This is a genomic window from Clostridium sp. CM74B_53 (assembly GCF_036318045.1).
In the GTDB taxonomy this organism is placed as follows: domain Bacteria; phylum Bacillota; class Clostridia; order Lachnospirales; family Lachnospiraceae; genus Pilosibacter.
Genome location: NZ_JAWQDE010000030.1, coordinates 1 through 11910 on the forward strand (window position 1 = coordinate 1; position 11910 = coordinate 11910).

Consider the following 11910-nt stretch of genomic DNA (forward strand, 5'->3'; position numbering starts at 1 on the left):
ATATCCCATTCGAAAGAAGTAAGACCCCTTGAAGACGACGAGGTAGATAGGGCAGAGGTGGAAGTGCAGTAATGCATGGAGCTGACTGTTACTAATCGGTCGAGGGCTTATCCAGGAAGGTCAAGTGAAGATTCGAAGGTTGATGATGTTCAATATGTGGTTTTGAAGGTATGTGTGAGTAGACCAGGCAGAGATGTCTGGTCTTTTTATTTTGCGCGAACAACGAGCTAAAGTCCGCGCCTACGCGAGACCTTGGCGACTGTCGCGATATGACAAGAGGAAACTTGCAAAGTGTGTTTTCATTTTTTTATCAGGAAGGTCTTCGATACTTTCTGTTAAATAAAAAAAGCACGATGTGCTAATGATGTGCACTCGTGCAAAAATGAAGTTTGTCGGAAAAATGAAGATTCGCATGTTCGAGCCCTGCCGGGCTCGAACGGTTTGAAGTCTTGTCTTCGCTCCGGACGTTCGCCTGCGACGTCTTGTGCTTTTTTAAATAGTGCGGAAGTCTTGCTTTACAAGGGTTTCCGCGTTTTTTATCTCAGTCGAGAAGACTCTCACCTCTTTAGGTAGTGAGTAATAGCAAAAAGGCAGCAAAGCGAGATATCAGCAAGTATGAGTGCTATCTGGAATATCATATCGAACAGGGCGATAAACTCGATCATACGGGAATAGATGTGGGAGTCGTCAGCAGAATCGTCAGCATCATTGACTATAAGGCAACGGTAAAAGGCATGAAGCGGTGCAGGCCATGACGCAAATTCGATGGCCCACGAAGGAGTTCCGATCGGTATGATCTTTGTCCCGAGTGTCAAGGGCATCAGTCATCAGGGCGACGAATATACAAAACCGGAACATATAGATATGGGAGCGGATGTTCTGTATCAGACAGTGTTAAAACTGGATGAAAATGGATTTTAAGTTTTACAGATGATCGAATGAAGGGCTGAGATAAATCAGAAGACCACTGAAGGGGATAATCCTGTTCAGTGGTCTTTTTTGCTCTAATAGGAAAGATAATGTTACGTTAAAGTGCGAAATCTATGATTCCTATAGAGCAAAAAGCCCCTCCGGGGGATCGCACTGCGGCGGAATGGAATGATGTCGCAGGCGACCCGCCTGTGAGAGAAAGCTATTTCAGTAAAACGCTCATGTCGGAGCCGGTGATCTTAAATGCGGCGCCAACCATTGTGGCAACACCGGCAGGAATTGCCTTCTCATCAAATAAGAGGGAAGCGTTGTGAAGGGCCAATTTTGATTCTGGGGTATCGTTGTGGGTACCAAGGCGGAAGATAGCACCCGGGATGTGCTCCAGATATCTTGCGAAATCTTCGGATCCCATGGACGGGGACGGAACCTGAAGAAGCTTGTCGTTTCCGAGAAGCTCTGTCACAGCCTCGCTGATCTCGTCCACAAGGTGGTCTTCACTGATCGTCGGTCCAACGCCGAAAGTGTAGGAGACTTCTGCGTCTCCACCCATCGCCCGGGCAGTTCCAATAGCGAGCTGTTTCAGAATTTCAGCAACATGATTTCTGGTCTCATTGCTCTGGGTGCGAACCGTTCCTTCAAAGTATGCCTCATTTGGGATAATATTTGCTGCGGTTCCAGCCTCGAGATGTCCGACAGTGACAACAACCGGATCGATTGCTGCTACACGTCTGGAAACGATGGTCTGGAGCTGTGTGATAATATGCGCAGCGATCACGACCGGATCAATCCCTTTCTGCGGATGTGCAGCATGACCGCCTTTACCGATCACCTTTACCTTGAAGGAATCAGATGCGCCTAACATGGTGCCTTTTCTCACCCCGATGGAACCTGCCGGCATATCCGGCCATGTGTGGCAGGCGAGGATGAAATCGGGTTTCGGGTTTTCAAGAGCACCATTTGCGATGGTCTTTGCGGCTCCTGTCATGACTTCTTCAGCTGGTTGGAAGATGAGTTTGATGGTTCCACAGAGGTCATTCTGGTATTCTTTTAATAATCTTGCTGCACCGATGAGGACGGTTGCGTGGAGATCGTGGCCGCAGGCGTGGCATTTGCCGGAAACTTCAGAAGAAAAGGGAAGTCCCGTGTTTTCCTTGATCGGAAGTGCATCAATATCTGCACGGATCGCAAGGACAGGCCCCTCTTTTGCACCGTGGATAAGGCCGATGACTCCTGTGGAATCTCCGTTCGGATGGTTTTCTATACCGGCATCATCGAGAACTTTTTTGATGAGTTTTGTTGTCTCAATTTCCTCAAAGGCTGTTTCAGGGTGACGGTGAATCTGGTGACGAATGTTTAAAAGATCTTCTTTATTCTGTTCGATTTTTTCAAGAAGTGTCATGGATTTACCTCCAAATGATAAAATTTAACCGAATCAAGCAAGTCCCCTGCTTCAATTGCGAAAAGCAATAAGCAGTGGGTGGGGAATTGCTTGTATCAGGAGGAGTGCAAGCTCCTTCTGATAAACTGCGGAGCAGTTATTCGGTTATGAGCAAGTAGCGAAGCGGATTGCGAATATCCGCTTGACAATGGATGCTGTTAAAAAATCCGCCTGTCGGCATAACAGGCGGATTTCAAGGTTTATGGATTATACAAGGTAGAAGAAGTAAACTGCAGCTGTGCAGATCACGAATGTAAAGATTGCATAAGGAAGGCCGGCTTTTGTATAATCTTTAAATTTTAATCCGCCAATTTCATATACAAGAAGGTTTGGACCGGTACCAAATGGTGTGCAGAAAGCAGCAGATGTTCCGATCGCTACGCACATTGCAAGTGCATGCGGGCTGATTCCGCAGGCTTCACCGATCATGATCGACATAGGTGTTAAGATCGCACAGAGGGAAGTTCCCATCATGAAGTTTGTTCCTACAACTGAGATCAAGGTTACTAAAGCAACAACTACGATCGGGTGCATGTTAGACATATATCCGGACATGGAGTCTACAAGGTACTGGGCTGCACCTGTGGAGGACATTGCGCTGCTTAATGTGAAGATTCCGGCTACCAGAAAGAAGGTGTTGACACTGAAGGACTTTACAGCATCCTTAGCACTGATGCATCCGGTAATAACTACAAGGAAAGCACCGAGTGCGGCAGCTACATGCATTGCCAAAAGCTTTGTTGCCATGCAGTAAACGATGAATAAGAAGATCAATGCAACGAATACCATTTTAGCAGGTTTACGCTCTGCAGTATCCGGGATATTGCTCTCATCAACTTCACGGACAGCGAGATCCTTGATGCCGAAGAACATTAACCAGATGAAGGAGATCAATGCGATCGGAAGACCGATACGGACGAATTCAAAGAATGTGAATCCTTCATAAGCGGATTCCTCGAGGAATCCCTGGACTACGAGATGTCCGCCGCCGCCGATCAGAGTGATCATACCGCCGAGGCTTGCGAAAAAGGCAAGTACAATGTAGATTTTTGATAAAGACACTTTGGATTTTTTACCAACCGCGCTGGCGATCGGGATAAGGCAGCCAGTAGTACCGGTATCGTTTAAGAATGCAGAAAGAGCAGTAACGATAAGGGCAGTTCCGGCAATTACGCCTTTTTCATTTGTACCTAAAAGATTGATGACTTTCTCTCCAATGAAATCGGCGAGACCTGTCTTAAAGATTGCGCCGCCAACAACAAGGAGACTCATGAAGAAGATGACAGTTGTGTTGGAAAACTGTGAGAACGCTTTCGAAGGTTCTACAACGTTAAAGACAGCCAGAATAACTGGAATGCCTGCACCAATGACGATTGGGCTGACCGGCTGCCAGATTAAAAGAACGATCACTGCTAAGAACAATACCAGTGTCATAATGGCCTGTGCTGACATATTGATTCCTCCTCGGTAAAAGTAAAGCGATTAATCGTATTTACACTCATTGTTCTTGATATTCTGGATATTTTTATCCATATCATACTCAAAGAGTTTTACAACATCGAAGTCCGGGCGCTTGTTGTAGATGCCGCCGTTTGCGAGAAATTCCCTGCGGGCAATCTCTACTGCCTCTTTCTTTTCTGCTGTTTCAAGGTATGGCAGGAAGTCTTCCGGAACAACAATTACGCCGTCTGCGTCGCCGAGAATGATGTCGCCAGGTTTTACTACTGTGCCGCCGCAGGAGATCGGAATCTGTACTGCACCCTTACTGGTACCAGTTACCATGCTGGTGATCGGGGAGAAACCGGTGCAAAATACCGGAAAGTTTCCTTTTTTAAGAGCAAGCTTGTCGGTTGCCGGTCCGTCGATAATGATACCTGCCATGCCACACTGCTGAGCCATGATTGCAACGAATTCGCCGACCCAGGCATATGTGGTCTCTGTTCCGCGGTCGATCACGAGAACAGATCCTTTTGGTGCTTTCTGCATTGCGTAGTATAGAGAAGTGCTGTCACGCTCAAATCCCTGAATTGTATAAGCCGGTCCGCATACTTTCATCTCATCAGCGACCGGTTTGATTTCCATTTTCATGAATCCGCCAGTAATCTGATGTCCGATGTTTGCCGGTGATACTTTCATAAAACGCTGTCTGATTTCTTCTGTGAATTCCATAAAAGTCCCTCCTGTAAAAGGTTTGTATTTGTGTTTGTATTGTTCTGTTCGCGCGACCAGATTGATTGTCTTTATTATAACAATCTTACGAGAAGATTTGAAACGAAAAAAATTGGTTAGTTTATTAAAAATATTGATAATGAAGTGTAATAAAGGTATAATTTCAACAATGATATGAAAGTGAAAGATGTTTTTGGAAGACAATGAATGTGGAAGGTCTATATTGAGATATCAGGAAGCAAATTTGGATTATATGAGGGAAGATTGAGAATGAATATTGAGAATATCCAGTGCTTTATCAGTCTGGCAGAGTGTCTTAATTTTACAAGAGCGGCAGAGCGGGAACACATCACGCAAACAACTATGAGTCATAAGATCAGTGTTCTGGAAAAAGAATTAGGAGTTAAGCTGCTGTATCGGGATACGAAACAGGTTTTTCTTACAAATGCGGGAACAAGATTTTACAGTCAGGCAAAAGAGATAATAAAAATGTACCATCAGACGGTGGAAGAAATACAGAATGTTCAGAAGGACTCACAGTCTGAGTTAAAAATTGGAATCGGGATTTATGAACATGCCCTGCTTAGTAAATTTATGAACTCCTTTATGGAGAAAAATAAAGGGAAAGTTAAAATTACCTGTATGGAGGAACATACCCTCACACTGATCCAAGATTTTCAGGACGGATTATTTGACGTTATCCTGTGTAATGATTCGTTTTCTCACAAGTTTTTAACGTCGGAACTCAGGAATATGGGCTCCATGATCATAGATGAAAGCCCGTATGTTCTGGTGCTACATAAGGATAGTCCTCTGGCAGCATATGATCCGGTGCCGCTGGATAAATTAAAAACGCAGAACATGATTACGATGAAGTCTGTTCCTGAATCGGAGTTAAAGATTGAATTTAAGGGATTCTTTACCTTTAAAGATGCTGTCTATGTGAATTCCTGTAATTCAAAACTGGTGATGGCCAATGCCGGATTTGGGTTTACATGGCTCCCATCATATGCACTGGAATCCAGCTCGGGATACGACAATCTGCTATTCCGGAGATCGGACCCGCCATATAATTTAAGGAAGACATATCTTTATTACAAGAAGAACTCAGAGAATCCGATGGTGAAGAAGTTTGTTGAGAGTGTACGGAAAATCGTGACAGGAAAAATAAGTAGGTGAGATGCGAATGAATTGGGCAGATGGAAAAATACGGTGCTGCTGGGCAAATCCGAAAAACGAACGGTACATCCGTTATCACGACGAGGAATGGGGCGTCCCGGTACATGATGATCGAAAGCTATTTGAAATGCTGATTTTGGAGTGCTTTCAGGCAGGACTGTCCTGGGAATGTGTCCTGAATAAGCGCGATGCGTTTCGCGAAGCTTTTGACGGCTTTGATGTTGAAAAGGTTTGTGTCTACAAGGAGGAAAAGCTGGAAGCCCTGCGGAATGATCCCGGCATCATACGCAACCGCCTGAAAATACAGGCTGCCGTTACCAATGCACAGGCATTCCGTGAAATTCAGAAGGAATATGGCAGCTTTTCAGAGTATCTCTGGCATTGGACGGAGGGCAGAGTGATCCGGGAAACCGGAAAAACAAGTTCGGAATTATCGGATGCAATTTCCAAAGACTTAAAGAAGCATGGTATGAAATTTGTGGGAACCACGGTGGTTTATGCCTATCTGCAGGCCGTCGGCGTGATCTGGTCGCATGAGGATGGGTGCTTTTGCAGGCATGAGGATGATATATGATGAAACAGAAACCGATAATTATTTATGAGAATGCCGTCCCAGGAAGCTTTGTCCGCAGGATCAATCGTTTCACAGCGGAGGTTTTGATCGATGGGGAGACGGAGCTGGTTCATGTGAAAAATACGGGTCGTTTGCGGGAGCTTTTGGTGCCGAAAGCGAAGGTGACGCTGCAGAAGTCATTGAATATGAATCGAAAAACGGCATACGATCTGATCTCTGTATACAAGCCAAAGTTAAAATGGGTGAATATTGACAGTTTGGCGCCGAATGCTCTGATGAAGCAGCTGTACATGAGCCTGAATTATGATCTTGTGAAGGCAGAATATACTTACGGAGACTCCAGAATTGATTTTTACATGGAAAAAAACGGTGAAAAATTTCTGACGGAAGTGAAGGGCTGCACGCTGGCGGATGATCTGCATCCGGGCATCGGATTGTTTCCGGACGCACCAACGGAGCGAGGGGTAAAATATTTACATGAGCTGACAAAGGCGGCAAAGGAAGGCTGCCGCACAGCAATCGCCTTTGTGATTCAGATGAATGGAATTCATCGGGTGCTGCCGAATGAGGCGGCACAGCCGGAGTTTAAGAAGGCGCTTGTGGAGGCTGCGAAGGCAGGGGTTCAGATCGTCTGTTATAGTTGTCATGTGGAAGCGGATCGTGTAAAGATCACGAGTGTAACCGAAGATACTTCAAGCTATGTGAATATGTAGGAAATGAAGGATTAAGAAGATGGGCAGGAGAAAGAGTATAATCGGGAGTTATGGTGGTGAATTTTATGTGCTTTTGGTGGTTTATGTTAATATGTGATATGATAATTCCCATTGTTATGGTTATTGTAGGAAGAATGATGTGGAAACATTGTCCAAAGCATATAAATGGTATGTATGGATATAGAACAACTCGTTCGATGAAAAATATGGATACATGGAAATTTGCCCACGACTATTGTGGAAAACTTTGGTGGAAAATAGGATGGTTAATGATTATACCATCTGCTTTGGTACATATTCCGTTATACCATAGTGATGAAAATACGATTGGGGTTGCAGGGGGAATCCTTGTAACAATTCAATGTATTATTTTGATTGTATCAATTTATCCGACAGAGCAAGCTTTGAAAAAAAATTTTAATGATGACGGAACACGCAGATAAATTAGAATTTGTAGAGGGGGTGTGATTATATGAAAAACAATAGCCCACAAAAGCAGGCTGCCATTTCTTGGATCATTTTGATGATAGGAATATTGCTCGCAGTAATAGGAGCAATGACGGCAAAGGAGTACAGAGTAAACCTATGCCTGCTAATCGGTGCAATGGCTGTTATTGGTGGTATTGTATATCACCTCACCATGATGAAATGTCCTTATTGCGGTTGCTCGCTTGTTGGTTATAGGCCGATCCCTAAAGAATGTCCAAAGTGTCATAAAAAATTTGAAGAATAACTTCCAGTCTGCCTTTGCCCAACCGCAATCGATAGAAGTACAATTTTATATTGGCTCTTGACAAGTAACCACTCGGTAACTATAATAAAGTTACCAAGTGGTTACTTTGCTTAAGGAGAACATTATGATTGAAGGAACGAAGGAACGGATTTTAAGGATTGCTCTGGAGCTTTTTGCACAGAACGGTTACTTAGGGACGTCTATGAATGATATCGCGGGGCAGCTGGGATTTACGAAAGCGGCCCTGTATAAGCACTATTCCAGCAAACAGGAAATTCTGGATAAGATCGTGGAACGGATGAACAGGATGGACTATGAGCGTGCCGCGGAATATGAAATGCCGGAAACGGAACCGGACGGCTTTGCGGAAGCTTATCTTCACACGCCGGTTCAAAAAATCCGCACATACAGCATGGCGCAGTTTGACCATTGGACAAAGGAACCGTTTTCCTCCAATTTCCGCAAAATGCTGACACTGGAGCAATACCGTGATCCAAAGCTCGCACAGCTCCATCACGACTATCTTGCCGGCGGGCCTTTGGAGTACATGGCGGCGATCTTCCGAAAGATGACCGATTCTGATGAGGATGCCATGCAGTTAGCTCTGGAATTCTATGGTCCGATGTATCTTCTTTACAGCGTTTACGACGGGGCAGAGGAAAAAGAATCGGTATCTTCCTTGCTGGCCGCCCATATCGACCATTTTATTTCCAAGGTGGAGTCTGGTTACAGAAAGAACGGAAAAACAACATGAATATTACCGTTATATATTCCACTGGCCGGAAGGCACAGTCATGTACCTATAACATTGCCCGGCTGCTCATCAGGGAGCTTTTGGCGGACGATGAGCTTTTTGAGTTTCAGCTGCCACGGGACATGCCCCACATTTGCGTGGGATGCTATGCCTGTATCAAAGGACAGGAGCAAAAATGCGGCGGAGCTTCTGCACTTGCCCCGATCCTTGCTGCCATGGAACGGTCTGAGCTGATCATCTTCTGCACCCCAACGTATGTGTTCCATGCTCCGGGACAGATGAAAATACTGCTGGATCATTTCGCGTATCGTTGGCTGATCCACCGGCCGGATCTGTCGTTCATAAAGAAGCAGGCCGTCGTGATCAATACAGCCGGAGGTGGAGGCATGAGATCCACCGTCCGGGAAATTAAAGACAGCACCGACTACTGGGGGATCGCCAGAACGCATATTCTTTCGCAGAAAGTGTGGGATCATGACTGGACAGATCTGCCTGCATCGTTCCGTAGATCGGCAGAAAGGAAGGTGGTGCGGACTGCACGGAATGTCCGGCGCAGGGCCGAACATCTAACGCCATCATTCAAGGTGAGATGCCTGTTTATATGCTATCAGTTTTTACATAAGAAACAGAAAATGTCTGCGATTGATGATGCCTATTGGCTGGAGAAAGGATATGTCACAGGAAAACCGTGGAAGTAAAGCAAAATGGACCAAATTCTTTAAACCGAGGGATGCTTCTTGTACGAAGGGCAAGAAGATGGAGGAAGAAAGCGTATAATAAAAGGAGAGGAAAAATGTCAGAAAAGAATATTACGATTCGCTTAGAAAACAAAGACGATTACAGAGCTGTCGAAAACCTGACTCGCGAGTCATTCTGGAATGTTTATCGATCCGGCTGTATGGAACACTATGTACTGCATTGTTATCGGGATGATCCGGCGTTTGTGCCGGAGCTGGACTTCGTGATGGAGCTGGATGGAGAGCTGATCGGACAGATCATCTATGTGCGGTCAGAAATTGAATGCGATGATGGAAGAAAGGTGCCGCTTATGACCTTCGGCCCCATCGGCATTGCACCAAAATACAAACGGCAGGGCTACGGAAAGAAATTGCTTGACTATTCCATGGAAAAAGCAGGAGAAATGGGCGCAGGGGCGCTTGCCATTACCGGCAATATTGATTTTTACGGCAAGTCCGGCTTTGTCCCAGCAAAGACCAAGGGCGTGCGCTACGCTGATGACCCGGAGGCCGATTACTTTCTTATCAAGGAACTGATTCCCGGATTTCTGGACAGCATTACCGGTACTTATAAGGATCCGGAGGGATATTTTGCCTGTGAGAAGAATCCGGAAGCCTTTGAACAGTTTGAAGCGACCTTCCCGAAAAAAGAAAAGTTAAAGCTTTCCGGGCAGCTGTTCCAGAGGGGAGAGATATAATTATGCAGGCATCAAAATCGGGGGCTTTTGATCCCGATATCATGCAATAATTATGGAGAAAGTCAGGTGATGATCGATGAAATATATCCATATCACGAAAGAGAACGTCGACAAGGAGCACATCTGCTGCGCCATGTCCGGCAAGCAGGCTCTTGCGAAAAAGGAGTGGCTGAAGCAGCGATTTGATGAGGGACTTGTCTTTTATCGCAGCGAGGAGCGCGGAAAGTGCTTTATCGAATATATTCCGGCGGAAAACGCATGGGTGCCCCTTGAAGCAGGCGGCTGGCTTTACATCAACTGCCTGTGGGTTTCCGGCTCCATGAAGGGACACGGCTATTCCTCAGAACTGCTTTCCGAGTGCATCCGGGACGCGAAAGAACAGGGAAAGAAAGGCGTTTGCATTCTGTGCGCCGAGGGGCGGAAGCGGGAATTTTTAGCTGATCCGAAATTCCTGAAGTATAAAGGCTTTAAGGTCGCGGACTTATCCGACAGCGGGATCAACCTCATGTACCTGCCCCTTGCAGAGGATGCAGAGCAGCCGAGATTCAAAGATTGTGCCAGACACCCGAAAGTCAGCGAAACGGGCTTTGTCCTCTATTACACCGACCAGTGCCCTTTCACCTATTATTGGGTGCCGAAGGTACAGGAGGCGGCAAAGGAACACGGGATCCCATTTCAAGCGATCCACATCACCGACAAAGAAGCCGCTCAGAATGTACCTGCGCCGGTCACCACCTATGCTCTGTTCCGAGATGGAGAGTTTCTGACTCAGGGCATTCAGTCGGATAAAAAGTTTCTGGCACTGGCGGGCATAAAAGGATGATAGATACGTTTCGCTACGATTACAAAGAGCAAGTATAAGGGTTGGAAAGTGAGGAAAAGAACATTTATGAAAAGAAAAATCATCATTGCGGTGGCAGTCATCGCAGGTATTTTGGCAGCAGTTGCGATTATTTCAATTTTGGCACAGACGCCGGCACCGATCTGACGAGCGGAAGACAATCCTGAATTCCAATTTTCAGCGTGCAGCTTCACAAGGCGCGTGTGGCTGCCGATTGGACAAATCTGAGAGCATACTATTCAGAGATTCAGACAGATTATATCGCGACCGGGAAGGCTAATCCAAAGGTGCCGATTGATGAATGGCATACAGAAATTACGTTCCTTGATGGACAAACGGTCAAACTGAAAGCGGGACAGATTGTGATCAGGGAACCAGGAGATCAAATGGATATGTATATGGATATCAGATTCTATATAACTGCAATGAATATCTAAAGCGGCCCCCAATATCAGACTGGGAGACACACTATAATAAATGTAGCTTGCTTCTTGGTGCTGATGAATTATAAACAATGATAAAAGCAGACAAATAAAAGAAAGCAGGACAATGGAACTACCCCCAATGTCCTGTTTTTCTTATGTAACAGCAAATTTGTCTCAGAGGGAGTTAGGTCTCCGATTGAGAGAAATGCTTCGATGACAAGAATCACGCGCTAAGTCCCACGGACGTCCGACTTGAAAGAGGGCTACCGCAATCCCACTGGCTTTAGACGGTGGGTTAAGGTAGCCGGAAGCGGAGGTTTGTGCTATACTTGCGTTATGGAAACGTGGAAATCAAAAAACAGACACAAATATTTGTTACAGTATCATATTCGTATGCAAGTATAGAAAGAAATTGCTGATGTCAAAACAAATATCAGATGATATAAAGCAGTTTTCTTATGAGATATGTCAAAAGCATAAGGTCATTATCAGATATATGGAGACAGATAAAGATCATATTCATTACATGATAGAAACAGAACCAACAATGTCTATCAGTAAAATAGTAAATCTGATGAAGAGTTATACAACATATCATATTTGGAAAAGATATCCGGATTATCTACGAAAACATTTCTGGAAAGAACATACTTTTTGGACGGACGGATATTTTGTCTGCAGTGTAGGAAATGTATCAGAAGAGATGTTGAGAAAATATA

General features: G+C 45.2%; 14 protein-coding genes, 1 rRNA gene and 1 pseudogene. 13 read left to right on the top strand and 3 right to left on the bottom strand.

The annotated features are described in order from the left end of the window. The 3 genes from V2546_RS15335 to V2546_RS15345 form a co-directional block, all read left to right on the top strand. Window positions 1-115, top strand: a 23S ribosomal RNA gene (locus tag V2546_RS15335); the annotation flags it as partial. A 457-nt stretch (window positions 116-572) separates the two neighbouring features. After that, window positions 573-755: a hypothetical protein gene (locus V2546_RS15340; protein WP_252197442.1), complete on the top strand. Its 183-nt coding sequence runs from the start codon at window positions 573-575 to the stop codon at window positions 753-755. Between the two features lie 10 nt (window positions 756-765). Continuing rightward, window positions 766-921 carry a hypothetical protein gene (locus V2546_RS15345; protein ID WP_329752780.1) on the top strand — a complete coding sequence of 52 codons (156 nt, stop codon included), beginning with the start codon at window positions 766-768 and terminating at the stop codon, window positions 919-921. A 211-nt stretch (window positions 922-1132) separates the two neighbouring features. On the opposite strand, the gene V2546_RS15350 is transcribed toward V2546_RS15345, so the two are convergent. From V2546_RS15350 to V2546_RS15360, 3 genes are all read right to left on the bottom strand, one after another. After that, a complete protein-coding gene (locus tag V2546_RS15350) occupies window positions 1133-2329 on the bottom strand; it encodes a M20 family metallopeptidase (protein WP_329752781.1) in 1197 nt (398 codons plus the stop codon). A 246-nt stretch (window positions 2330-2575) separates the two neighbouring features. After that, on the bottom strand, window positions 2576-3820 hold the full coding sequence (locus V2546_RS15355) for an SLC13 family permease (protein WP_118533609.1): 1245 nt from the start codon (window positions 3818-3820) through the stop codon (window positions 2576-2578). A 30-nt stretch (window positions 3821-3850) separates the two neighbouring features. Next, window positions 3851-4537, bottom strand: a complete 687-nt coding sequence (locus V2546_RS15360) for an RraA family protein (RefSeq protein ID WP_118600806.1) — start codon at window positions 4535-4537, stop codon at window positions 3851-3853. Between the two features lie 207 nt (window positions 4538-4744). On the opposite strand from V2546_RS15360, the gene V2546_RS15365 reads away from it, so the two are divergent. The 10 genes and pseudogenes from V2546_RS15365 to tnpA form a co-directional block, all read left to right on the top strand. After that, the gene (locus V2546_RS15365; RefSeq protein ID WP_329752784.1) at window positions 4745-5716 is read left to right on the top strand and encodes a LysR family transcriptional regulator; all 972 of its coding nucleotides are present in this window, start codon (window positions 4745-4747) and stop codon (window positions 5714-5716) included. Between the two features lies 1 nt (window position 5717). Then, window positions 5718-6290 carry a DNA-3-methyladenine glycosylase I gene (locus V2546_RS15370; protein WP_486463602.1) on the top strand — a complete coding sequence of 191 codons (573 nt, stop codon included), beginning with the start codon at window positions 5718-5720 and terminating at the stop codon, window positions 6288-6290. Further along, window positions 6287-7003, top strand: a complete 717-nt coding sequence (gene sfsA, locus V2546_RS15375; RefSeq protein WP_329752786.1) for a DNA/RNA nuclease SfsA — start codon at window positions 6287-6289, stop codon at window positions 7001-7003. The genes V2546_RS15370 and sfsA overlap by 4 nt, the downstream gene beginning before the upstream one ends. 65 nt (window positions 7004-7068) lie before the next feature. Next, complete coding sequence (locus V2546_RS15380) at window positions 7069-7446, top strand: SdpI family protein (protein ID WP_329752790.1); 378 nt, start codon at window positions 7069-7071, stop codon at window positions 7444-7446. Between the two features lie 29 nt (window positions 7447-7475). Continuing rightward, on the top strand, window positions 7476-7736 hold the full coding sequence (locus V2546_RS15385) for a hypothetical protein (protein WP_117477486.1): 261 nt from the start codon (window positions 7476-7478) through the stop codon (window positions 7734-7736). 124 nt (window positions 7737-7860) lie between these two features. Further along, on the top strand, window positions 7861-8490 hold the full coding sequence (locus V2546_RS15390) for a TetR/AcrR family transcriptional regulator (RefSeq protein ID WP_118736137.1): 630 nt from the start codon (window positions 7861-7863) through the stop codon (window positions 8488-8490). Beyond that, window positions 8487-9188: a flavodoxin family protein gene (locus V2546_RS15395; protein WP_215703073.1), complete on the top strand. Its 702-nt coding sequence runs from the start codon at window positions 8487-8489 to the stop codon at window positions 9186-9188. The genes V2546_RS15390 and V2546_RS15395 overlap by 4 nt, the downstream gene beginning before the upstream one ends. A gap of 95 nt (window positions 9189-9283) precedes the next feature. Next, a complete protein-coding gene (locus tag V2546_RS15400; protein WP_329752788.1) occupies window positions 9284-9925 on the top strand; it encodes an N-acetyltransferase in 642 nt (213 codons plus the stop codon). Between the two features lie 76 nt (window positions 9926-10001). Then, window positions 10002-10748, top strand: a complete 747-nt coding sequence (locus V2546_RS15405) for an N-acetyltransferase (protein ID WP_329752789.1) — start codon at window positions 10002-10004, stop codon at window positions 10746-10748. A 779-nt stretch (window positions 10749-11527) separates the two neighbouring features. After that, window positions 11528-11910: pseudogene (gene tnpA / locus V2546_RS15410) on the top strand (IS200/IS605 family transposase); the annotation flags it as partial.